Origin of the sequence: Sutcliffiella horikoshii (genome assembly GCF_021991925.1) — a bacterium.
Lineage (GTDB): Bacteria > Bacillota > Bacilli > Bacillales > Bacillaceae_I > Sutcliffiella_A > Sutcliffiella_A horikoshii_F.
Genome location: NZ_RXZI01000007.1, coordinates 131,246 through 155,349 on the forward strand (window position 1 = coordinate 131,246; position 24,104 = coordinate 155,349).

At 41.5% G+C, this 24,104-nt stretch carries 24 protein-coding genes; 9 read left to right on the forward strand and 15 right to left on the reverse strand.

The features are described 5' to 3' along the window. Positions 1–111 precede the first annotated feature (111 nt). The 6 genes from EKQ44_RS16975 (at position 112) to EKQ44_RS17000 (ending at position 4,165) form a co-directional block, all read left to right on the forward strand. Positions 112–1,332 (forward strand): helix-turn-helix domain-containing protein, encoded by a 1,221-nt coding sequence (locus EKQ44_RS16975; RefSeq protein ID WP_237664738.1) that lies wholly within the window; start codon positions 112–114, stop codon positions 1,330–1,332. A 99-nt stretch (positions 1,333–1,431) separates the two neighbouring features. Next, positions 1,432–2,064 (forward strand): LysE family translocator, encoded by a 633-nt coding sequence (locus EKQ44_RS16980; protein ID WP_237664739.1) that lies wholly within the window; start codon positions 1,432–1,434, stop codon positions 2,062–2,064. A gap of 124 nt (positions 2,065–2,188) precedes the next feature. Beyond that, the gene (locus tag EKQ44_RS16985; RefSeq protein WP_237664740.1) at positions 2,189–2,398 is read left to right on the forward strand and encodes a hypothetical protein; all 210 of its coding nucleotides are present in this window, start codon (positions 2,189–2,191) and stop codon (positions 2,396–2,398) included. A gap of 142 nt (positions 2,399–2,540) precedes the next feature. After that, complete coding sequence (locus EKQ44_RS16990) at positions 2,541–3,344, forward strand: endonuclease/exonuclease/phosphatase family protein (protein ID WP_237664741.1); 804 nt, start codon at positions 2,541–2,543, stop codon at positions 3,342–3,344. Beyond that, positions 3,334–3,579 (forward strand): hypothetical protein, encoded by a 246-nt coding sequence (locus EKQ44_RS16995; RefSeq protein WP_237664742.1) that lies wholly within the window; start codon positions 3,334–3,336, stop codon positions 3,577–3,579. Before EKQ44_RS16990 ends, EKQ44_RS16995 begins: the two co-directional genes overlap by 11 nt. 58 nt (positions 3,580–3,637) lie before the next feature. Beyond that, on the forward strand, positions 3,638–4,165 hold the full coding sequence (locus tag EKQ44_RS17000; protein ID WP_237664743.1) for a DinB family protein: 528 nt from the start codon (positions 3,638–3,640) through the stop codon (positions 4,163–4,165). A gap of 313 nt (positions 4,166–4,478) precedes the next feature. On the opposite strand, the gene EKQ44_RS21640 is transcribed toward EKQ44_RS17000, so the two are convergent. Then, the gene (locus EKQ44_RS21640; RefSeq protein WP_414491341.1) at positions 4,479–4,685 is read right to left on the reverse strand and encodes a DUF5316 family protein; all 207 of its coding nucleotides are present in this window, start codon (positions 4,683–4,685) and stop codon (positions 4,479–4,481) included. A 632-nt stretch (positions 4,686–5,317) separates the two neighbouring features. Between EKQ44_RS21640 and EKQ44_RS17005 the strand changes: the two genes are divergently transcribed. Next, a complete protein-coding gene (locus EKQ44_RS17005; RefSeq protein ID WP_237664744.1) occupies positions 5,318–6,724 on the forward strand; it encodes a DUF4910 domain-containing protein in 1,407 nt (468 codons plus the stop codon). A 60-nt stretch (positions 6,725–6,784) separates the two neighbouring features. Here the strand turns inward: EKQ44_RS17005 and EKQ44_RS17010 are convergent, their stop codons facing one another. The 5 genes from EKQ44_RS17010 to EKQ44_RS17030 form a co-directional block, all read right to left on the reverse strand. Further along, complete coding sequence (locus tag EKQ44_RS17010) at positions 6,785–7,978, reverse strand: aminotransferase-like domain-containing protein (RefSeq protein ID WP_237664745.1); 1,194 nt, start codon at positions 7,976–7,978, stop codon at positions 6,785–6,787. Between the two features lie 115 nt (positions 7,979–8,093). Beyond that, entirely contained in the window at positions 8,094–8,285 is a 192-nt protein-coding gene (locus EKQ44_RS17015; protein WP_237664746.1) for a hypothetical protein, read from the reverse strand. A 171-nt stretch (positions 8,286–8,456) separates the two neighbouring features. Then, positions 8,457–8,975, reverse strand: coding sequence for a histidine phosphatase family protein (locus tag EKQ44_RS17020; protein ID WP_237664747.1), 519 nt, complete (start codon positions 8,973–8,975; stop codon positions 8,457–8,459). 27 nt (positions 8,976–9,002) lie between these two features. Beyond that, a complete protein-coding gene (locus EKQ44_RS17025) occupies positions 9,003–9,956 on the reverse strand; it encodes a DUF4097 family beta strand repeat-containing protein (RefSeq protein WP_237664748.1) in 954 nt (317 codons plus the stop codon). After that, entirely contained in the window at positions 9,953–10,966 is a 1,014-nt protein-coding gene (locus EKQ44_RS17030; protein WP_237664749.1) for a DUF1835 domain-containing protein, read from the reverse strand. Before EKQ44_RS17030 ends, EKQ44_RS17025 begins: the two co-directional genes overlap by 4 nt. Before the next feature lie 226 nt (positions 10,967–11,192). On the opposite strand from EKQ44_RS17030, the gene EKQ44_RS17035 reads away from it, so the two are divergent. After that, complete coding sequence (locus EKQ44_RS17035) at positions 11,193–12,896, forward strand: transglutaminase domain-containing protein (protein ID WP_237664750.1); 1,704 nt, start codon at positions 11,193–11,195, stop codon at positions 12,894–12,896. A gap of 74 nt (positions 12,897–12,970) precedes the next feature. On the opposite strand, the gene EKQ44_RS17040 is transcribed toward EKQ44_RS17035, so the two are convergent. The 5 genes from EKQ44_RS17040 to EKQ44_RS17060 form a co-directional block, all read right to left on the reverse strand. Beyond that, positions 12,971–13,636 (reverse strand): type 1 glutamine amidotransferase domain-containing protein, encoded by a 666-nt coding sequence (locus tag EKQ44_RS17040; RefSeq protein WP_237664820.1) that lies wholly within the window; start codon positions 13,634–13,636, stop codon positions 12,971–12,973. A gap of 165 nt (positions 13,637–13,801) precedes the next feature. Further along, positions 13,802–14,680: an HD domain-containing phosphohydrolase gene (locus EKQ44_RS17045; RefSeq protein WP_237664751.1), complete on the reverse strand. Its 879-nt coding sequence runs from the start codon at positions 14,678–14,680 to the stop codon at positions 13,802–13,804. Between the two features lie 117 nt (positions 14,681–14,797). Further along, positions 14,798–15,352, reverse strand: coding sequence for a hypothetical protein (locus EKQ44_RS17050; RefSeq protein ID WP_237664752.1), 555 nt, complete (start codon positions 15,350–15,352; stop codon positions 14,798–14,800). Positions 15,353–15,771: 419 nt separating this feature from the next. Then, on the reverse strand, positions 15,772–16,809 hold the full coding sequence (gene desA, locus EKQ44_RS17055) for a Delta(5) desaturase DesA (protein WP_237664753.1): 1,038 nt from the start codon (positions 16,807–16,809) through the stop codon (positions 15,772–15,774). A 231-nt stretch (positions 16,810–17,040) separates the two neighbouring features. Then, positions 17,041–17,991 carry a DMT family transporter gene (locus EKQ44_RS17060; RefSeq protein ID WP_237664754.1) on the reverse strand — a complete coding sequence of 317 codons (951 nt, stop codon included), beginning with the start codon at positions 17,989–17,991 and terminating at the stop codon, positions 17,041–17,043. A gap of 121 nt (positions 17,992–18,112) precedes the next feature. Here EKQ44_RS17060 and EKQ44_RS17065 point away from each other — a divergent pair, with 121 nt between their 5' ends. Then, positions 18,113–18,820, forward strand: a complete 708-nt coding sequence (locus tag EKQ44_RS17065; RefSeq protein ID WP_237664821.1) for a metallophosphoesterase family protein — start codon at positions 18,113–18,115, stop codon at positions 18,818–18,820. Positions 18,821–18,875: 55 nt separating this feature from the next. On the opposite strand, the gene EKQ44_RS17070 is transcribed toward EKQ44_RS17065, so the two are convergent. The 4 genes from EKQ44_RS17070 to EKQ44_RS17085 all read right to left on the reverse strand — a co-directional run bounded on the left by EKQ44_RS17070 (position 18,876) and on the right by EKQ44_RS17085 (position 24,072). Next, positions 18,876–19,976, reverse strand: a complete 1,101-nt coding sequence (locus EKQ44_RS17070; protein ID WP_237664755.1) for a sugar ABC transporter substrate-binding protein — start codon at positions 19,974–19,976, stop codon at positions 18,876–18,878. Positions 19,977–19,997: 21 nt separating this feature from the next. After that, positions 19,998–21,539 carry a response regulator gene (locus tag EKQ44_RS17075; RefSeq protein WP_237664756.1) on the reverse strand — a complete coding sequence of 514 codons (1,542 nt, stop codon included), beginning with the start codon at positions 21,537–21,539 and terminating at the stop codon, positions 19,998–20,000. A 131-nt stretch (positions 21,540–21,670) separates the two neighbouring features. Continuing rightward, complete coding sequence (locus EKQ44_RS17080) at positions 21,671–23,098, reverse strand: sensor histidine kinase (RefSeq protein ID WP_237664757.1); 1,428 nt, start codon at positions 23,096–23,098, stop codon at positions 21,671–21,673. Then, the gene (locus tag EKQ44_RS17085; protein ID WP_237664758.1) at positions 23,095–24,072 is read right to left on the reverse strand and encodes a sugar ABC transporter substrate-binding protein; all 978 of its coding nucleotides are present in this window, start codon (positions 24,070–24,072) and stop codon (positions 23,095–23,097) included. The genes EKQ44_RS17080 and EKQ44_RS17085 overlap by 4 nt, the downstream gene beginning before the upstream one ends. Positions 24,073–24,104 lie beyond the last annotated feature (32 nt).

A 24,104-nucleotide genomic window follows, 5' to 3' on the forward strand; every position in this document is an offset into this window, starting at 1 on the left:
TTCAAAAGTTTAATTTAATTAAACAAATCGTACCATATTAAGGTATTCCAATTCAAGGTAAAGTTTAATATAATTAAACAAAATATTTCTTTTCAAGGAGTGCACACCTAAATGCTCGGAGATCGGATAAGAAAATTAAGAAAACAAAAGAAGATGACCTTGGAAGCAGTTGCGGGCAGTGAGCTCACAAAGGGGATGCTCAGCCTTATTGAAAATAACAAAGCCAACCCTTCCATGGAAAGTCTTACATATATTGCCCGTCAGCTTGGAGTGGAAATGGGAGATCTCTTGGGAGAGGTTAGTTCCGAGGAATTGAGGGAAACTTTGGAACGCGCCGAAAAGATTTTTAACATTCCATTCAGGAACCAGGACTCTCTAGATAAATATAGCCGGCTAATTGAACTGATTGAGCCCCACATCGGGAAGCTTTCCAATGGGTATGAAAGTGCAAGGTTAATGGAGATATACAGCTACGCTCTTCAAAACGAGAAAAAGCCAGGATGGGAAAGCCTTCTAGCTACAGCGGCGGACATGTTCGATCAGATGAATATCTCTTCCAATCGTACTACCATTGGAATATTTCGTTCCAACATCGCTTTTTTTGAGCACAACTATCATGAAGCGCTTCATATCTTAATGGCCGAACGAAGAGAAATTGAAGCTAAACACACATACATTGAACCAATGGCAAGGCTAGACCTTGATTACAGTGAAGCGATTTCTTTATATGCAGTAGGGAATTCGGAGGCTGCTATCGAAACCATGGAAAAGGCACTTGCCTACTCCAAAGAGAAGAGGATATTTTATCTGATTGATGACCTATACCGCCTTGCAGCCGCACATGCAATGATGGAGGGGAATAAGAAGGAAAAGGATTATTACCTATTGAAATTAAAGCAATACGGGGAATTTGCAGACCATATCTCCTCCATCTACTTTTGTGAACTGTTCGAAATAATTGAATTGATTTCGGAAAGTAAAGAATATACTAAAGCACTTGAAAAAGTTGAGGTATGCCTCTCTTCAGAAAATTTATTGGAGTTTTATACCCCGTGGTTCATTCTCGAAAAAGCCAAAGCACTCTACTATCTCGGCAAGTTTGAGGAGGCACTTCAATCTATTGAAAAGGTGGTTATTCCCGACATTCATCACCCCATTGACCTTTCCAATTTCTATTTAAAGGAATCTTATCAGGCTCTCATTCTCGTGGAGCTTGGTAGAACAGATGAAGCTGTGAATTCCGCCCAAAAAGCTGTCGAAAACTTCGAGCCCCTCTTAGATTCTAAAATGAAAGACTTCAGTAGACAAGTGTTTGAGAAAGTTAGTGGGTAACAGGGACAGGCACTGCGGCCCACAATAATACTTTTAAAAATATTCTGACATCTGATAAAATGAGACTTAATACATTCCACTGAGATTGGGGTTTTCAAGATGGAAAACTTTTTTCTATTTGTTGTTATGAGTATTTTACTTATCATTCTACCTGGCCCTGACACCGCCATCGCCACCAAAAATACCTTATCTGCAGGAAGAGGCGGCGGATTCAATACCATTTTAGGTACCTTTTGTGCCATCCTCATCCATACTATCGCAGCCGTCGTCGGTCTATCCGCCATTATTGTTAAATCCGCATTTCTGTTCTCTTTTTTTAAATATGTTGGTGCCGTTTACCTTGTCTACCTGGGGGTTAAAACGATTTGGGCACTTCGCAACAAGAAAGCGGAATTTCCAAAGGACAGCAACGTAGCTAATAAATATAAAAATCAATCCCACTTCAAACAAGGTTTCCTGACTAATATGTTAAATCCAAAGGTGGCCGTCTTCTTCCTGACTTTCCTGCCACAATTTGTTGACCCAGGAACAAGCACTATCGGGCCGTTCCTACTAATGGGAGTTACCTACGCAATCCTGACCGCCATTTGGTTTGTCCTTTATATCTATCTTGTTGATCAAATTAGTGCATTTATGAAAAGGCCACGGACCACGACGGTCATTGAATCCATTACCGGAGTCGTATTGATAGGATTTGGAGTGAAGTTGGCTTTGGAGAAGAGCTCGCAATAACGGTAGGCTATTAGACTTGGACCCTAATGGGTGGAAGTCCTGCCTTTCTCCCCACCCCCATGTTATAATAGGAACGGATGCAAAGATAAGCCTCCGCAAAGTGATAAATATAGAGGTGTAAAAAATGAACAAACGATGGACGATTGGAAAAATAAATGAATTTGTGGAGAAGAATTCAGATAGTAAGCTGTTATCGACTGAGTACCATGGCTTCTCGCAAAAATTAATATTTAAATGTGCTTGTGGCAGCAATTTTGAAAAGACTTTTACAAAATTCAAGAATAATAATCAACGCAAATGTGATGTGTGCCAGCCGCCAAAGACTTCCCGATAATAGATACGATAATAAGTGCCAATTTCTTTTTGGCACTTTTTTATTTTGCCTTCCATTGTTAAATAAACCATCCGGTGGCAGGAACACCTAATTGTTTTATCGAAGTAGGTGTTATCGAATAAGCTTAAGGAGGAAATTAGATTTGGCCTCTACATATACCGTCATGTCCTTTAATTTACGGGTTATCGTTCCCTCTGATCCATTCAACTGGGAAAACCGTAAACACTGGATTGTAAAAACCATTCATACATACATGCCCGATGTCATCGGTACACAGGAAGCAACCATTCCGATGCTGGAATGGCTAAAAGATAGATTGATAGATACCTATGACGTGTACGCCGTCAATCGCACTGTCTCCACAGACGTTGGGGAATTCAGTGCCGTATTTGTTAAAAAGTCTAGTTTCAACATAGGCTCGAAAGGATCCTTTATGCTATCAGAAACTCCAGATATTATCGGAAGTATGGGCTGGGATGCACACTGCGAAAGAATTTGTTCTTGGGTGGAGCTTATTCCAACAGGAGAAACCGATCCAGTACTGCGCTTTTTCAATACGCACTTGGATCATATGGGTAAGCTTGCTAGGAAGGAAGGCTTGAGGTTAATTCAAAATGTCATTCTTCATAAAGAAAACGAGAAAAGTCTGCCAGTTATTTTGACCGGTGATTTTAATGATGTACCTGATAGTGAAGCATTAGAGGAAATTTCTACTATGAAAAGCTGTTACGCTTGTTATACAGCTGAAGAAATGAAGAACAGTCTTACCTTTCATGCATTCGAGGGAGGAACGGAAGGCTCTCCAATTGATTACATATTCTGCTCCCATGGGGCAGATATACTTTCTACCACCATCATCAGGGACCGCATAGAAGGTGGATTTCCATCCGACCATTATCCCATGATGGCTACCATTCAACTAAAAGGAGAGACAAATGAAAAGTAAAATTCATGTTTTACTACTGACCCTCACCATCCTATCTACCATTTTACTTATTTGGGCAGGATTCTCTGGGAAAAATGATATATTCCCCTTACTGCTCACCTTAGTTGTTACGCTATCCATGGCGAATCTAATGCTACAGAATCGCCAAAATAAAGCATTCCAACTATATCGGGTAGCCTTTGGTTTTGCCATTGTATCCTTAGTCTTAAGTGTAACGTTGTTTGTTGTAGGATAATTTGCTTTTGGGACCGGCTAAAGCGTAACTGAAAAATATATAGAATAGGAGAAAAGTTATGACCACAAAAATCACCTTACATATCAAATCTCTATCTAACTATGAACCTGAGATCGGACGGTCTCTATGGTGCTTGGAAGATGTGCGCCAAAATCTAACGAAAAGATTAACAGGAATCAGCCAAACTCTGTTAGACAAAAAAATGGGAGATCGACAGTCCATCGGCTCCCTTTTGTATCATATTGCTTATGTAGAAGCAGGATGGTTGTATGGCGAGATCATGGAAAAAGAGGCTTGGGACCCAGAAATAGAAGCACTTTTTCCTTTAGAGGGTTGGCCTGATGGAAAGTTGATCCATGTGGAAGGTGACACGTTGGAAGACCATCTTCACCGCTTACATACAGTCAGGGAGAAACTTCTGTCTCACTTCAGCAGTATGGATATAGAAGACTGGCGCAGACCGAGGGTACTTGAGGAATATGATGTGACACCAGAATGGGTGATCTATCACCTGGTGGAGCATGAAGCCCATCATCGGGGACAGATATTTCAGATGATAAGAGAGTTTCGCAGTCAAGAAAGGTGACCCTATGGCCAGGGCTTGGGACTAGACCGCTCTGGCCTTTCTGCTTATTGGTAACTGATAACCGCCAATGGTAAACCTCACTCCTATTTCGACTTAACGGTTCTGAACATACCCAGCTAACAGAGCTAACACTGGAAATAGTACAATTACGAGGATACTTTGAGCAAATGTAATGCCCAAATCTTTTTTCCAACTGTTTTTTGGATAGCGCACTGTTGCTCTCTGGAAAACCAAAAGAATCGCCCACCAGAAAAGGAAAGTTCCTAATGTCATCCCTATTGATCCATAATAGAACACGTCTCTCCCCTCCTCTTTAAATATAAAGTAGTAAACCTACTACCCCTAACGAAACCAATCCTACTAAACCAGAATATATCCCTACCTTTGATCTAAAATCTCTATGATCTTTAGTCTCAGAATGGTAATTTGCTCTTTGTTCTTGTCCGCTCGTCCAGACTCCTAGAAAAACACCTGAAATTCCAATTGCAACAATACCGATTATAAGGAAAGTTTGTATCATACTTATCACCCTTTCATTATACGCAGCCTAATTTTAAGTATTTCTAGATATCTACGTTTCGGTGTTATGAAAGGTTCCTTATTTATACTAATAGAATTCCAAACTGCTAATTACAGCTAGACTACCTACAATGATGAAGACGTCAGAGAGGTCTTCATCCTTAATGACAATCTCGCTTCGTTTTTAAAGTCAGGATTGTCTTTATCCACCCTATAATGACAATCTCACTTCCATTTTCAACTCAGGATTGTCTTTATCCACTCTATAATGACAATCTCGCATCGATTTTAAAGTCAGAATTGTCTTTATCCACCCCATAATGACAATCTCGCATCAATTTTAAAGTCAGGATTGTCTTTATCCACCCTATAATGACAATCTCACTTCCATTTTCAACTCAGGATTGTCTTTATCCACCCCATAATGACAATCTCGCATCGATTTTAAAGTCAGGATTGTCTTCTTTTAATCTCCCACCAAATACCCCCTCCCGAAATGCAGAGAAGTAAAAATATCACAGAATAGCACTTTCTTACTGCCTATTAATAGGAAAATTATCCCTTACACCAATAATATATTTTAACTATTATTAATATTAATATAATTCAAATTATTACATAGGAGGAATTTCATTGAAAAAGAAAAATAGACTACTTACTGCTGCACTTGCTACGACTTTGACTTTTGGCGCATTCAGTGTACAAACTTACGCACAGCCAACTGTTATTGCAGAACAACAATATAGTGTGGTTAACGCTCTGGATAATAAGGTTCTCAACCAAATCAACGTCGAGAACATTTACAACATCATTGCACATCTGGAACAAACTCCGCGTGTTGCGGCATCTCCTGAAGAGTACGCTGCTGTTCAATACATAAAACAACAATTTGAATCCTATGGATATGAAGCGGAAGTTCAGCCATTTGAATTCTTTGGTTTCACCGCCCCTCATACCGTTGAGTTAAGTGTCGATGGGACAAGCCTTAGTCCTGGTGCTTTCACTTATACGCCAAGCGGTGAGGTGACTGCTCCTTTGGAATACGTTGGTTTAGGCACACCTGCAGCTTTAGCTGGAAAGGATCTTACAGGTAAGATTGCCCTCATTCAACGTGGGGAAATTAGCTTTGGAGAAAAAGTTCTTAATGCTGCCAGGAGTGGTGCGGAAGGAGTTATCATTTTTAACAATGCTGCAGGCGCATTAAATGGTACATTAAGTGAAGCCAATGATGAATATGTTCCTGCTGTTTCCATCTCACAGGCAGAAGGGAATCAGCTAGTTTCCAAGCTTAATAACGGTGAAGCAGTTGAGGCATCATTAACTGTACTTGGTGCTTCTTCTGGAATCCGCACATCTCACAATGTAATCGCATCTAAAAAAGCTACCAATAAAAACAAAGATAACGGAAATGTTATCGTATTAACTTCTCATCATGACTCTGTTCCGGGTGCGCCAGGAGCAAACGATAATGCTAGCGGTACGGCAATGGTACTTGAACTTGCCCGAGTAATGAAGGATCTTCCGACAGATACAGAGATTCGATTTGCCACATTTGGGGCTGAAGAAATTGGGCTTATTGGGTCCAGACACTATGTGAATACGTTACCGGAAAACGAGCTTAATAGAATTGTAGCAAACTTTAACTTGGACATGGTCGGTAGCCGTGATGCTGGTGACCTTGTAATGAGGACTGTAGATGGACAAGCGAATCTTGTGACAAAGCTTGCTCAGTCAACTAGCTCCAGATTAAATGGAGAACCGACTCCGTTCGCTCGAGGTGGAAGCAGTGATCACGTTCCATTTGGTGAAAAAGGAATTCCTGCAGCACTGTTTATCCACAGCCCACTTGAGCCATGGTACCACACACCGGAAGATACACTAGATAAAATCAGCAAAGAAAAGCTTCAGGATGTGGCAGAAATCGTAGGCACGGCTATCTATGATTACGCCCGCTTCGACAACCAAGGACCTAAGCCAAAGAAAAGAGAAAAAGTAGATAACCTACCTAAGCAAATGTATTTTGAAGAAGATGTGCAGTAAATGAAAAATAAGGGACGGCCCCGTTGCTTCGTAAGCAATCGGGCCGTCCCTTTCATTTATTCATTTTATGCTGGAATGAACCACATTCCCTAACTTCTGAATACCTTTTAAGATGTTTTCCTCACTCTCATAGCTGAAGGAAAGACGGAGATATTCTGTCCCTTCTGTCTGATCAAGGAAAAAGTATTTACCCGGAAGGAAGGATACCCCTTCCTCTGTTGCCTTTGCTAGTAGTTCCTCTGTATCTACTCCCGGGATCTTCACCCAAACAAAATAACCACCTTCTGGTACAAACCAAGATGCCACTTCTGGCAAGTACTTTTCAAGGGCGGCCAGCATAACTTGGCATTTGCCCTGATATGTTTTAGATAAAGCTTCTAGCCTTCCAATAAAATCCGTGTTTTCCAAAAGTGTGGCCATGGTTGCTTGTGCGAAAGGATGCTCCAGATCTTTTTTGAACCAGAACAAGGCTTGGATAAATTTATCTGTAGCATGTACCCAGCCAATTCGCATGCCAGGCGCGACCACTTTTGACAAAGACCCGACATAAAGAACTCTGTCCTCCGTATCCAAAGACTTAATCGTCTTCGGATTGTTGATGAATCCAAGCTCACCATATGCATCGTCTTCTAGTACCAAGAAGTCGTATTCCTCTGCAAGTTCTAGTACATGCCTTCTCCGCTCTTCGGTCATCGTTGTCCCAGTTGGGTTATGAAAGGTGGGGATGGTATATAAAAAGCTTGGCTTCGTTAGTCCTTTTTCTTTTCTATTCGCAAGCATCTCGGCTAACTTTTCTGTTTGGAGTCCGTCTTGATCAATCGGAACAGTTATAATCTGATCTGTATAGTTTTGAAAAATCTCGAGTGCCTCCATGTAGGTTGGTGATTCGACTACCACTACAGCATCCTTATCAAGAAAGATACGAGCAATGAGATCTATAGCTTGGCATGCGCCTGCTGTGATTAAAATCTCCTCATCATTAGATGGCATAGCTCGCACTTCCTGTCTCATCCGGACCCATTCTTTCAACTTATCTATTCTCGGACTTCCTATGTAATGCAATGGAAGGTCACTTTCTTCATCAAGTAATTGAGCAACTGCTTCCTTTAATTCCTTGGACGGTACTAATAAAGGGGCCGGATATCCAGAATGCAATCGTATTGCATTAGCTGGAACGGACGGGATCCATTCACCGGGAGGGTTATTTTGCAGGGCTGCTTTGATGCTTTTTGGAAAAAAGGATTCCTTGTTCATGGTTACCAGACACCTTTCCTATTTATAAGTTCCTTCTATTTTAAACCTACATTCACTTTATAAACAATAGAGCAAACCCGGTTTCCGGGCTTGCTCTATGCATTTTTTCTTGCCCTTAATTTTTCGGTACGTCAAGCGCTTGGTAATCTGTTTGATACTTTCCGCCTTCCGCCACTTCGGAGTGATAGAGAGCCTTAAGGGCAAAGTTTTTCTCGAGGCCGTGCTCGTCCATCAACTTTCTTAAGCGTTCCTGCAATTCGTCATTGTCTTTAATGAGTTGCTTCATCTGTGATTTAAAAAATTTCATGGGTGCAATCCCCCTTCGATTATAAAGTGATAGCTATCAACTTAGTATACATGATAGATGGATAATTATTTTCCCCGACAATAAAAAATGGAGAGCCCCAGAATGAAACAAATAAAGGACAATAAGAAACGGTTCTATTACTTATGAAGCAATAGAACCGTCCCCATTCCATTAAACCCATTGATTGAAAGAAATGCGAGCGACGATAGTATATCCCCTTCCCCTACCTCTCGGTTCCACGATTACCGTCCCCATATCAGGAATATCTCCTAATCCATCCCCTCTTGGAAAATTATGCCCGATGATGACTTGATTGTTCCTAAATGATGGTTTGGTTTCTAACATGCCTCCTAATGCATTTAAAATAATTTCTCGCTCGAACTCACTTAACACTCCGCTTAACCGATACAACTGAAACAAGAAAGGCGAAATCTGTACATTTTCAGCTCCGAAAGCCAAGTTCGCCGTTTCTATAGCTCTACAAAATGGACTAGCTAAAACGGGGTATGCAATTGGAATGGAATGACGGCGAAGGTATTCTCCAAACATCATAGCCTGCATTCTTCCATTGTTTGAAAGGTTCCGTTGAGTCAAGCAATTTCCAAAAGAAAAACCAGGTAAATCCTCTCCAACATTTGCTTCTGCATGCCTAACATACAAGATGTACCCGCCATTCCTAAGTCCATCCAAGTCATATACCCCCTATGCTAGAAATCATCAATTTAACCTGAAATCCCCTGAAGTTGTTCGCACTTTCAACGAATACTCTCCATGTCCGACCTTCCCTTTTATTTTCCTTACACTATTTTCTTCATATTGCATACCGTCTAAGTCTAACGTTCCTTTTCCTGACTGCCCTTTGTAATCGACCGCAAGTGAGGAAGGTGCTTCGTCAAACTGTACATTAACATCTCCGCTCGTTACCTCCACCAAGATATTGCCAGTCAACCGTTTATTTTCTATATCGATATCCCCAGAAGTAGTTCTAACGTCAATGTTCCCCTCAACATTCCAAACAAGAATGTCCCCTGAGGTCGTAACCAATTGAATATCCCCGAGAACTTCCTTGAACGTGATATCACCGCTTGTTCCTTCCATAGCTATTACCTTGGCTTCCGTGTTTTCAATTCGCACATCACCACTTGTCAGTTCTATAGAATACCTATCCGTTATGGTGACGCCTTCCACTGAAATATCCCCGGAAGTCAATTCTGTCCTCAAAGAATCCAATGTCAAACTATTAATTTCAATATCGCTGGATGTGGAGTAAGTGGATAGCTCAGTATAAGTCTTTTTCGGCACTTCCACTTCCAGTTTCAAGCTATTGATGTTAGTACCGATTTGAAATTCCATTTTAGGTTGATCGACTTCTATATATACGCTTCCGCCGACTTCCTTAACTATTAGTTTATATTTATCCTTGTTTTTCTCACTGACATCTCCCGATAATTTTGCAGAGATATCTTCCCTATCCGCAGAAACCACCTTGATATTAGCGGATGTGGCATGAATCTCTATCGTTTTTGCATCATTGCCACTTACTGTTTCTTCCTGTTCTATAGTAGTGGTGTTGAAATTAGTACGGAAGGTTTCTTTTAAGTTTCCAAAAACCATTGTTGCCCCAATCGCTAATAAGATAAGTACAAATAGGAAGGATAATATCTTTTTCATTGCATGTCCCCCTCTTTATTTTTCAACCTGACACTATAGTGACTGATGGATTTCGGGATTCCTTTTATTTCAAAATGACCTTCAAAAGCTAGGGTGCGCAGGCGATACTCCAAAATCGCGGTATTGACTCTCCCTTCAAGTTGACCGTATATTTCACCGATAATTCGTCCTGTTTTTACGAACCCGTTTTCTGCAAATTCCTTCTGGGCTTCTTTTGCAAAAAAAATTAATTCTTGATCAAAATAACTTTCGTTTACACCCTGTACCTTCCCCTCTTTCCAAATACGAAGCAGACCTGGCGTTTCTTTTAACTTTATCCATTCGTCGACGTATTGCTTTTTCGCTTCAGGAGATAAAGGTTCTCCCAATTTTTTGAAAAGGATGTTCTTCAACTGTTCCGGTTTCAACTCACCAGAATGGGATAAATAATGTTTAGAAAATGCTAGGTGGGAAAGTTCAAGTTCTCGGTATGCGACTGAAGCATTGATTAAATAAACAGTATTCTCACTTTCTCGAAGATGGTGAAGGATATACCTGTGGAAAATCTGTTCATGAGCGTTGTTTGCTGTCCACAGTATTACTGGGCAATGTGGAGGAATGCGGTTCAAATCGACCAACGCCTGATTGAATTTAGTGCCGAGCTCTTCTTCAATAGAATGTTCATATATATTAATATTGGTCTGTAGCCATTCATGGCGTGTCTTTCTATCGGATAATGGACCGATATCTAACATTTCCCAAAATCCTATTATTCTATGGTTCCTCTCCAGACCAACTCTTAGTGATCCTGCAGTGGATTCACTCCCCACAATATGCACTGTGTCATAATCTGTTCGAGGGGGAGGCTGTTGGTTAATTGGTTGTAATATATGCTCGATCTCTTCCAACATTTCTTCTTTAGGAATATCTATTTTTGTTAATTGCTCTAATCGAAGCATGGTTAAGTATAGCCAAGTTTTAGCGTCCCTTTCGGATAGTTGTTCAATGGTTCCCTTCAACTTTTCTAACATAGTGTGACCTCCAAGGAATATTTTACCTAACACTAAATATAGCATCTTCAAATGGATAATTCTACCACAACTCCACAATATTCCTTCTATTCAAAGATTTCCAGTTTAATAGTAAGATAGTATTAGAAACTTTTCAGTTGGGAGCCACGTACATATTACATAGAGACATTGATAATAGCGAGAGCTTTAATTTAGAAGCGGAAGAAGTACCTAAAGGAGGACTCATATGACAAAAAAACAATATATGTCAGCTTTACTTTTAAGTAGCTGCCTGGTTTTATCTGCATGTACCGATAAAGATGTGGTCGGGAAAAACAATGATGGCGGTGTTCAAGCAGAGCAAGAGGCAAAGGATCAGTATGAACAACTTGTGGATGAAAAAAATGATGGGTTGGAACTGGAGCCGCTCGAACTTACATCTTATGCAGCAGAGGTAAACGCCTCCATCAGCTCCCCTTTACATAAGGAGTTCAGTGCAAACGGGCAGGTAGAAATTGCAGGTACTGTTGAAAAGCATGCTGATTTAAAAGGTGAGTTTGTTTGGATCAAGGTGCGTTCAGTGGAGGACGGACCAACCGGAAATCAGAAGGAATATTATGCGCCAATTAGAGACGGAGCTTTTAGCCAATATATTTCCTTCTTCAATGGAGAGGGAGAGTATCAGGTCACCGTCCAATTACCGGACACGGAACGAGAAAACTATTATTATGACACTGCCAAGTTTACCGTTCATAATGTGAACCCGGGGGCACAGCATGATATCGCATTAACTCCTTACGGTCATCTTGCAGGGCTTCAAATGGATGTGGAATCAGGCTTTTTAGAAGAAAACGAGATATTCTCTTTTGGTGGTAAAGCAGGGCACTTATCAGATGGGGATACCATCATGCTTCATCTGAAAAAGGATTCTGACATTTGGAAGCATATGATAACAGTGGAGGACGGACAATTTTCGCTTGATATACCTTTGTTTTACGGAAAAGGAATTCACCAGCTTGAGGTGATGGTCCCGGATAAAGAGCGTGAAAATTACTACCAGCTTGCGACAACCCTCTATATTGACAATGACTCGGAACGAATGATGCAGCCGTTAGAATATTTTACTGCTTATAAAGAGCGCGGAGTAACGCTAGAATCCCCTCAATATGGAGGCGACGAGGCAGAGGGTACTTATTCAGTAAAAGGACGAATAGATCCAGAGGCTGAATTTGGACCTGAAACTACCCACATTTTTATCACAACAAAAAAAGGGGAAGACGAGGCGCTCGATGTGATACCTGTGGAAAACTATGAATTTGATGGTTCCTTTTATTTGCGGTTCGGGCCTGGTGAGTATGAAATAACCTTGAGCGTCCCTGAAATCAAAGAGGAGAACAGCAACTATTTCCGTTATTATGGTTTTGCAAAATTTGAGGTGACGGCGTCTGCAGATGATAAGCGCGATTTGCTTCCTTCCCGCGGCGTACAATCGGACGCACCCGAGATCATCAAGCTTGCTGAGGAGCTGACGGCCGGAAAAGATTCAACCCGCGACAAAGCAAAAGCCATTTACGACTATGTCGCAAAAAATGTTAGCTATGATGTGAAAAAGTATAGAAACAACGAGTTTGAGTGGGACGATAGCGCATTGAAGACTTTGGGTTCGATGACTGGCGTCTGCCAAGATTATGCTTACCTTTCCATTGCCCTTATGCGGGCGAGCGGTGTGGAAGCGAGATATGTGGAAGGGCGGGCCGGTTCACCATGGCCAGGCAACCATGCTTGGGTTGAGGCCAACTTGGATGGTACATGGGTTGAGATGGATCCTACTTGGGGCTCTGGCTATCTTGACCGTGATGATAATTTTGTACCTGCTTATAATGAGGATTATTTTGATCCAGATCCGGAAGAGTTTAAAAAGACACATACTCGGACAGGGATTAAGTATTAGTATTTGTGCAACAATAAAGCACCGTTCCAAAGGGAGGAACGGTGCTTTGTTATTTAAAATTAGGGGCTAAAAAATCAACCTAATTGCTTTACTACTTCTTTTGCCACACTGATAGTGGATTGTGGATTCTGACCGGTAATCAATTTACCGTCCGCTTGCATATGGTCTGCCCAATTATCCTTCGCAATGAACTCCGCTCCAAGCTCGCGAAGGCGAGTTTCCAAAAGGAATGGCATATACTTGTCCAAAGTTGTTTCTCTTTCTTCCTCATCTGTGAAAGCAGTCAATGTTTTGCCTGCCACTAGTGGAGTTCCATCTGAAAGCTTCACCCCTACCAGACCCGCTGGTCCGTGGCAGACCGCTGCAACAAGTTTGTCCGCTTCATAGATGTCACGTATAAGCTGGTGCAATTTTTGGTTATCAGGTAGATCAAACATCGTACCATGTCCACCTGGAAGAAAGATGGCATCATATTTCGATGCATCTGTGATTTCGTCCAATTTAATTGTGTCCTCTAGGTATTTAGCTGTGTCCAAAATCTCTTGAGGTGTTTCTCCACCTTCTAAGCTTCTTTCATCAATAGGAGATTTTCCCCCAAGTGGGCTAGCAACCGTAACCTCATAACCTTGGTTCGTGAATTCTACATATGCTTCACCGAATTCCGAAAGCCAGATTCCTGTCTCATGCCCATCCTTCATTTTATCTGCAGTCGTAACAACCATTAATATATGTTTAGTCATCATATATTCCTCCTAAATTCTATTTAGTTCTCTTGTTACAAGTTTTTTAGTTACTTGTAACTGAAAGGGAATTAACGCACCCTCTACTTACCATACCCGGAATCTACCATTCTTAAAATCAATCCATGAAGATAGAAATTAAAAAACAAGCCCTGAAGCATCTAATTATGCATCAGGGCTTGTTACTATTAATTTACCTTCTTCTTGAAGAACTTCTATAAGTGCATTTACTACCTCAGGATCATATTGGGATGGGGAAAGCCTCTGCAACTCATCTATTGCAAACTCCGGAGTAAAAGCATTACGATATGCACGGTCTTCCGTCATGGCGTCGAAGGTGTCGCTGACTGCTATAATGCGGGCTTCTAGAACGATTTCCTCTCCAATAAGTCCCTTCGGATATCCACAACCGTTTAACCGTTCATGGTGCTGTTCGATGATTGTTGCAATTGTATCATCATAATATAACTCTTTTACCATTTCCGCACCATCTTCAGGGTGTTTCTTAATCAATGCAAATTCCTCGTTAGTAAGTTTGGCAGGTTTATTAAGAATTTCAGAAGGAATATTTATCTTGCCGATATCGTGAAGAATTGCTGAAATATATAATCTTTCTAGATATGATTTAGATAGAGCTAACTTTTTTGCAATTTTAATAGAATATCTGGCGACTCTTTCATTATGTTTGTATGTATAAGGGTCACGTTCTTCAACCCTATCCACAACATTTGTTAGTTCTTTTATACTTGCACTAAGTTGATAAAATGTAGGCTCATTTATCGCCCATAAATATTTTATGTCAGTTAAAGCAGTGAAATGAACTGTTTCTTCTAAATCGCTACAGGTAAAATAGTCATTAGGACCTAACTCTAATTTTTCTCCATTTATTTCACAGAGAATCCTACCTTCGAGAATGTAAAAAAACTCCATTACTTTAGGGCTTTCCGCAGGATAAATATAGAAAATATTATCTTTTAAAACTGTTTGAATCATAACCTCCATTCCATCACCTTTAGAAAGAAGACTTAATTCAAACGTTTCCATACTTACCTTCTCAATATTTGTACCTTTCCTTCCTATATTAAAGACCACCTTATGCTCACCTCTTATGTTTTAAAAGCAAGAATTCAAAGATTGAATTTTTACTTTTATACCAAACTACTAGTATCCAACCACTCGTACCGGATCAATCCAAGCCCAACGATCAGCAAATCTTACATACTTCCAATAGCACTCTGCAATTACTCCATATTCTGCCACTTCATCAATGGTATCTTGAGTCATTTGAAGGGTAATGTCAAAAACGTAGCTGATGATTTCGTCAACCTCTTGGTCAAATTGTGCGGTTCTTTGATCCATACGCTCTACTAAACTAGCTTTTTCTAGTTGAAAGTTAGCTAGTAATTCATTTAATTCTTCTTGTTGAGAAGCCTCCGTAGAATTTGTTAAAGCCAGTTCAACTTCTGCAATTTGTTGATCAAGGTTTGCCAGTTCATTTTTCATTACTTCTAATTCTTCCAGGTAAATGGCCCATAGGTTATCAGCGTCTTGAACACCAGTTTCAATAATAAGATCCATTTCCGCATTTGCTGCATCAATAATTTCAAGTGCTTTTTCGATGTCCGCCTCACTTGCTGCATGTGCATTAGATGATAATCCAAACGAAACGCCTAAAAACAGTAGTGTAAAGAAAGCAAGCATACCTAACTTTTTCATTGATAAATCCCCCTATGTTTTAGTATTTTCTTCTACTCTCGCTGTCATTGTGTAAGAATTTCTCCTGTAGTTACGTTATGTAATTTCGTGCTTTTTTCCTATATATCACCATAATTATACAAGTTACAAACAGTTAAATCTATATTTATTTGTAATATTTTGTTTCTTCCTACATGCCCTAACTTTAATATCGGCTGAATTTATTTTTATTCAATTGTTACACCACTTGCTTTCAAAAAAAACATAAGAATTTATCAAATGTGTTAGCCTCCCAGCATGGTTTGGCAAACTCATAAAAAAGGGTGATTTTCATGATGTATTGAGAAGTTTCCCGCCTTTGCCCGAACACCTTTAGTTTTGCATCAAAGGAAAAAAAAAAGACCAGCCCCTTCAATTACGGGACTGGTCAATATATTTCTTTATACTTCAGGCTTCATTTCCGCCGTTGAAACTCTATTTTGTACCATTTTCTTTGCTTCTCTGAACGTTACGAAGTTTTTGGTCTTTTCATCCCACAAACGGAACTTGAGAGACTTCAAACTTGTTGCAAGCGTAATCGTCGGAACGTGTTGAAGTGGTGGTGTGCTGTGATGGCACTTTTCCAGTTCATAGTTCGGCACCCTTGGACTTAAATGATGAATATGATGGTAACCGATGTTACCAGTCAGGAATTGAAGTACTTTTGGTAACTTGTAGTAGGAACTTCCTTCTACAGCAGCCAATACATATTCCCAATCTTTATCCATTTCAAAGTAGGAATCCTCAAACGTATGTTGTACATAAAATAACCAAATTCCAACACTACCTGCAATCATGAAGATCGTACCGTGTACAATCAGGAATGCCTGCCAACCGATTGCTAAGCTTAACAATACAGCTACAGCAACGATCAGTACGTTTGTCAGGTATAAGTTGTTGCGTTCTTTCTGTCTTGCTTCTTTACGATTGAAACGGTTTCTGATTAGGAAAGTGTAGATGGGACCTAATCCGAACATCACCAATGGGTTGCGATATAGACGGTAGGACAGACGAGTCTTGAAAGATGCTGCTTTGTACTCTTCCACTGTTAGTGTCCAGATATCCCCAACACCGCGCTTGTCCAAGTTCCCGCTCGTTGCATGGTGGACGGAGTGGTCATGTCCCCATTGATCGAATGGGAATAATGTTAGTACACCCGTCACGGTCCCTACTGCACGGTTCCATTTTCGACTTTTGAAAAAGGAGTGGTGCGTGCAATCATGGAAAATAATGAAGATACGTGTCATGAATCCTGCAGCAAAAATGGCTGGTACCAACGCCAACCAGTAAGAAACAGATAGGCTTATATAAGTGAGATACCATAACAGGAAAAATGGCGTTAGCGTATTGATCAGCTGCCAGATACTCTTTTTAGTTTGCGATTTTTCGAAAGGAGCAACTTGTTTTTTAAGGTTTTTCATTTCATTTTGAATTGACATTTTATTAAATCCCTTCGTTGTTGACTTGATAAAACTTATTATATCCAATCCAAAAAAATAAGTTAGTAGCAGGTGTCATATGCAGAGTATGACAAATGTCATATAGTTTTTGTAAAGGATTGTCAGACCTCTTGAAATCCCTTGGGGGACGTGACGTTTTTTATTTTGGAAAACTTAAAAAAAATTATTCAAAAAAGAAAAAAAGAGTGAATCCAAATGGATGTTCACTCTTTAGGCAGCCAGTCGCTTCGGCCTTACTCTTTTTTTTGTGAAAAAACTATGCAGGAGCATGCCAATGATGATGATGAACAGACCGAGCATCCCCACTTCATTTGGTAACGGCGTGGAAAGGAGCATCACCTCTCCAATCAATACAAACAACACCTGAGTGGATTGTGTGGCTTCTACAGCTGCAAGCTTCTCCTGGCTGTTGCGGACCATGTCTGTCGCGATAAAGAACAAGGTTGTTGCGATCACTCCGGAAGAAATCGCAACAATGAATGTTTGCAGCACTTGTTCCTGCGAAGGCGCTCCAACCGAGAAATAACCGGCTGCGGCAACACCTATCCATACCGGAATGGTAGCAAGCGTCATCCCAAGCACCCGTTGGAATGTGTCCAGCCTGCCTCCGCACACCTCCATCATCTTGCGGTTACCGAGTGGATAGGCAAAGGCCGCGACCGCAACAGGGAGGATTCCATAGAGTATCATGGATAAAGTAAGTCCTCTACCCTGTTGTGTTTGAATCAACAGGACGCCAGCAAAAATGACAAAAGATATCATAAGTCCACGCAATGGAATCCGTTCGCGCACCTTCTCTCCATGAATTATTTTATAGAAAAAAGGACCTAAAAGGACACCCGCAATAATGGTGAGTTGCCATGTTCCGGCGACAAGCCAACCTGGTCCGTATGCTGCAGCAAAAGTAATCGGACCGTAGAAAAGGACAAAACCGGTGAAGCTCCATATACCCCAACCGAATGGGTTGGTTTTAATTTCAAGAAACAAAGGGCCGAGGTTTCCCCTCATCCATACAATGAAGAACAAAAACGGCACCATAAAGAAGAAACGCAGAGACGAACTCCAAAGCCAGCTACCACCTGAAAGTTCCATGGAGCGGTTCAAAATAAAAGTGACGGCAAAAAACATAGAAGCTACTATGCCAATCAGAATGGCCTTCACGGAAATACCTCCCCTCTAAAGATATATTTTCATCATTATAATATAGAAAGAGCAGAAATATTTCGAATTTCGAAAATTATGATAAAATAAATGAAAATAAGATGCAAAGGGATGGATGAAGTTGAAGCGGATGCTTGCCATTAGTGATATCCATGGGGATTTGGATAAATTCGAAAGACTTCTTGAAATGATTCAATATGACAACAAACGGGACCAGCTCTTGTTACTTGGGGATTATGTGGATCGGGGGCCTAAGTCACGTGCAGTTTTGGACAAGGTGATCCAGTTGACTTCTGAAGGAGCCATCACTTTGATGGGAAATCACGACAAAATGATGATTGATGCATTTGAGAATCCCGAAGACCCTCTTCATTTAAAAAGGTGGTACTACAACGGAGGTATCAAAACACTACAGAACTATGGGTACGAGATTGAGAAAGATGACGCAAAATATTGGTACCATACGGATGAAATGCCAGAGCCTCTAGTAATTAATGAACAGATACGCCCACACCTGGAGTTTCTCAAAACTCTTTCCTTCTACCACGAGACAGATACACATATATTCGTTCATGCAGGTGTCCATCCAAACACAACTTTAGAACGTACAGATTCCCACACCTTAGTGTGGATAAGGGAAGAGTTCCACAAAGGATACACTGGTGAGAAGACCGTTATCTTCGGCCATACACCAACGAAGCATCTACATAAAAAGCCAGAAGTATACTTTGGTGAAAACAATATCATCGGGATTGATGGTGGTTGTGCTTACGGTGGGAGGCTGTATTGCTTTGAGGCTGCGCAAAAGAGAGTGTATTATACAGAATAGCAAAAATCTCAGGGCTTCTCTTAACAGGGTGCCTCTGAGATTTCTTCAAAGAGTATTATCTTTTATTCCCTGCATACACATCTTCTTCCAAATGAAATCCATCCGCAATCACTGTTTCATCGATATTTTCCTTATTCACGGCTATCGGCGAAAGTAACACGGATGACACTTCCACTTTTCCATTGTTAACTTTACGTTCGGTGTCGATATATTCTCCCCTAGCCATAGCCACAGCAAGCCTTGCCGCTTCCTCCGCAAGAGTGGGGATCGGTTTATACACAGTCATTGTCTGGGTTCCTTCGACAATCCTTTGGGCGGCAGCAAGCTCTGCATCCTGCCCTGCAACCGGAACATCTCCTGCAATCCCCGCTTCCATGAGGACTTGAATGGCCATCCCCGCTGTTGCATCGTTTGCTGCAATGACTGCATCTATCTTCCCACCATTGGCTTTCAAGGCTTCCTGCATGTTGGCATATGCATTGCTTGGCAACCAATTTTTAGTCCACTGATCATATACGACCGTAATATCACCATTATCAATGAAAGGCTGAAGGACGTTGAATACTCCCTTTTTGAACAGGTGAGCATTGTTATCCGTATCCGCACCGCCAATGTAGACATATTTGCCTTTGGGGACAAGTTTTGTAATGGACTCTGCCTGCAGTTCCCCTACACGTTCATTGTCAAAAGAAACATAGAGGTCGATATCAGCATTTTTAATAAGTCTGTCATAGGAGAGCACTTTTATTCCTGCAAGGTGTGCCTTCTTGACGATGGTCGCTGCAGCTTCTGCGTTGTGCGGGACCACTACAAGGAGGTCGACACCTTGACTGATCAATGTTTCCGCTTGTAGGACCTGCAGGGCGTCATCTCCGTTTGCTGCGAGTATTTCAACTTCTGCGCCAAGGTTTTCAACTGCTGTCTTGAATAGGTCACGGTCTCTGAGCCATCTTTCCTCTTCCAAGGTGTCCATGGAAAAACCAATTTTTATTCCATCCTTATTAGGAACTGCTTCTTTTGCCGGCAGTAGGTCAATGTTCTCGACAGATTTCACTTCCGGTTGCAAGGTCCTATCTACCTTTTCACAGCCCGAGGCTACAAAAAACAGAGCAAGTGACACAAACAGCGTTAGTACTCTACCTATTCTAAGCTCCATTCCCTCCACCCTCTCTGCCTATTAAACTTTATTTCGGAGCAGTGTTTTACGATACTCTTTTGGTGAAACGTTGGTCATTTTTTTAAATACCTTGCTGAAATAGTTTGGATCATGGTAGCCGACTTCAAAGGTAATTTCCTTGATACTCTTGTCCAAATCGCTCATGAGCCGCTTCGCTTTTTCCATCCTGCATTCCGTCAGGAAGTCGATATAGTTGATGCCCTGCTTTTCCTTGAACATCTTACTAATATAAATAGGGCTTAATCCAACTTTTCGGGCCAATGTATCGAGCGATATATCCTGATGTGAATGGTCCATGATATACTGTTTTATCTGCTGGATGGTATCTGCCTCCAAGTGGTTGTAGTGGTCGTCAAAAGATTGTTTCATCACCTCAAGGAGTTGCCTTGTTTCCGAACGAAGCTGGCGATAATTTGTTGTTTGTACGGAATAGAGTGGCGTAGCAGTCTCCACTCCCATTTCATTCATCAAGTGTGAAATAATCCAGAGTACCTCAAGCATCCGTTGCTGGCTGTGCAGTAAGTTGGCTCCTTCATTTTCATAGCATTGAAAAGTGCTCATGACATTCTTATACACATCATCCCATTGGCCAAGTCGGATGAGGTCGGCATATTCCTTTTGATGATTTTTGTCCAAGTGGCCATTTCGTACATCCGGATTACTATGGATATCTGTATAAAAACGGTAGTTGGTCATAGCTTTTGAATCCATTGTAGCCATGAGGGCGTCCTGATAGGATTGGCGAACCTGGTCCAGAGAGCTGCAAACCTCCCCTATTCCGATGAACCAATCAGTACTATATCCTTTTTTTGCAATAGATAGAATTTCTCGCGCAAGTGTACTAGCCTGGGATCGATAGGTCTTATCTGGCTGCCGAAACACAATGATTGGTAGCTGATTTCCATATAGTGCTCCTACCCACCCGCTTTTTGACTGCCTTACCTTTTTCTTGATCATGGAATAATTCGATTCAGATCCTGATGGCAATAGGACTATCATGGCAAACATCTCATTGGTCGAAGGGATATCAAGCATCTCCACTAGCATGTCCACATGAACTTCATGCACGTGGTCGAACAGCAGCTGTGTTACGACATCCGTCTCAACGAGGGTCAGCGTTTTTTCTAATGCCGCTTCCTGAAGCTGGTTCTTAGCTTGCTGGGCCTTCTCCTGCTCAATCTGCTCCAGTACTTTCCCGACTGTCGATTTAATTTCGCTAATTTTGCTAGGCTTTAGAATATAATCTTTGACACCAAGCTTGATAGCCGCCTTGACATAGCCGAATGTATCATATGCGGTGACCATGATGAATTTTGTCTTTGGGTGTTTGGCACTGATTTGTTCCACTGCTTCTAATCCGTTCATCCCGGGCATCTTGATATCCATCAGAATTAAGTCAGGGAGGAAGTCAGCGGCCATTTCCACTGCCATTTTTCCGTTTTTGGCCTGTTTGATTTGTAGGTCAGGAAAGTTTCTTTCCAGTATGGTTTGCATGCCTTCGCGTTCAATTTGTTCATCATCTACTATGAGGAGTTCAATCATCCAATTCGACTCCTTTCATTTTTGATATTCTATTTCATTCCTGCAGATTTTCGTTCCAGGTGTTCGCTTATCCAAGGGACGGTGCTTGAGTCTCACACTTTGCACTACCATCAATAGGAAGCATTCAGAAATTACGCTTTTATTTTCAAAATTATCTTAGTACCTTGGCCTTGTATACCTTTAATATCAATGACATCGTCATATCCATAAAATAGCCGCAGACGTTTCACGACATTGCTGAACCCGAGACCGGTTGAGTGTCCTTCTGTAGGTGGAGGGGATTCTTCATTCAGGATCTGCTGGATTTTCTGTTGTGGCATGCCCATTCCATCGTCCTCTATTTCTATCTGCACCTGGCTTCCTGTATGTTTAACCCGGAACCAGATGTTTCCTCCATCTTCCTTCGGTTCCACCGCATGGATGACGGCATTTTCGATGATGGGTTGGAGGGTCAGGGCTGGAATTTTCAAGTCTAGGCACGATTCATCTATATCCATATTCAACTGTAGCCGATCGGTAAAACGTGCCTTCTGTATCTCCATGTATTGTTTCAATACTTGGATCTCATCGTGGAGCGTCACCGAACGGTCTTGCCTCTTTAAATTGTAGCGAAGTATTCCCGCCACACTTACAAGTAGATCACTCGTTTCCTCCGACCCTTCCAGATAGGCTTTTTTCGAAAGGGTATTAAGGGTGTTGAAAAGAAAGTGCGGGTTGATTTGACTCTGCAGACTTCTAAACTGGCTTTCTTGCAAAAGAAGCTTACTTTCCTGAAGCTCCCGCTCAAGTGCAGCTTTCTGCTTGATTTCCGAAATCAGGTTGTTGATATTAATTCGCATCCGGTCGAACGTCCTTGCCAAAAAGGCGATTTCATCATTGGTCTCCACTTTCACCTGCTGATCAAAATTCCCTTTGGACAGTTCATTGGCCGCTTTTGTCAGCTGAAATACAGGCCGGGTGATTGTAAGCGAGAACCAGTAGGTGACAAGTAGCAGTAAACAGGTGATCAGTAGCAGGATCCATATCCCAAGCTTGATCACTTCGCCTGATTGTTCAATGATTCCCCTATAAAATCGGTCGAAAGTATTCAGTTCTATGTCAATCAAAGTCAATGTCATTTCTGAGATATAGGTGGTGAGACGGGTCGCCTCTGCGAATTCCTGAGCCGCTGCCTCCGTATCATTTTCCGATTGAAACATGATAGACCTGTCCGTTGTTTCCACTAGACTATCGATTAGATTCATATAGTTGGTTAAGGTAAAATCATTTTCTGTATTTCTCAAATGTTGAACACCGTATTTTGCCTGCTGTACCTGGTTCTTGCTTTCTGTCAGATGGTCCAAACTTTCTTGAGTTGGATCAATGGTATAATTATTAAGGTCCGTAACAAGCTGTTGACTTGCCTTTGTCACTTCATTCATGCTCAAGTACCGTTGCAGGATATCGTTATACTGTTTATGGGTTTTGTGGTTATAATATGTAAGCGCTATCCAAATTGCCGACATGATGACCAATACTACTGTAGTAAGAGTAAGAATTTTCTTTTGGATACTTGTCATCGAACATCCGCTGCTTTCCTGATTCTGATATCTGTCAAGTACCCGTCTTTATCAAGTGGAACGGTTTCCCCATTTAACCATTCCTTCATTAGCTGGACACTTTTTCTTCCCATTTCTTCCGGGGATTGTTCTATGACCCCGTCCAACTTCCCTTGCATTAAAAGGGACAACGACTCAGGTCCATCGTCAAAAGTATAGATATGATACGGTTCCACCTGTGATCGCTTACTTATCTCCCCGATCATTGCACCGGCAACATTGGCATTGATGGCAATGAATGCGTCTATATCCGGCTCTTTGTTCATCACATCTTGAGTGGCGGCAATAACCTGCTCCCTCGTGTCATCGGTAGTGGCATGAATCATACGGATGTCATGGTAGAATTTCAGCATATCCCGAATTCCGTCCATCCGTTGCTTTTGGTAATATTCCTGGTTTGTGTCATACATTAGTACGACATTCCCTTCTCTTCCCATATCCTTCAATATTTGACTTGCAATCATTTTACCTGCTTCATATTGATTGGAGCCGACATAGGTGCGCCGGATACTTTCCCCCATGGGCACATCATTGGCCACCGTTATGATAGGTATGCCATGAAAGGCGGCCTTCACCTTCGTCAATTCCTTGAATTCATCTGTATCCAGCCCCTGGATGATGATGCCATCCACTTTGGACTGTATGGCAACCTCTATATTTTTCAGGAAGTCCTCCTGATTCTTTCCGTAGCTTCCCCACACTTCAAGGCTCACTTTACTTTGTTTCGCCTGTTTACTGGCACCTTCACTCACCTTATCCCAGAACGGTGTTTCCATATCCTGCGTTATCAGAACCAGACGATGTTCCTCTCTACTCGAACTTAGCGCTTGGGGCAACTGCCAATCGGATTGGAAGACTTTTTGTGCGGATAAGAAAGTAAGGTGACATAGTAGAATAATAATGATACAAATTGCTAGAATCCCAGTTTTCCGCAAGTGTGATATCCCCTTCCCCCGATTGGGTGTAC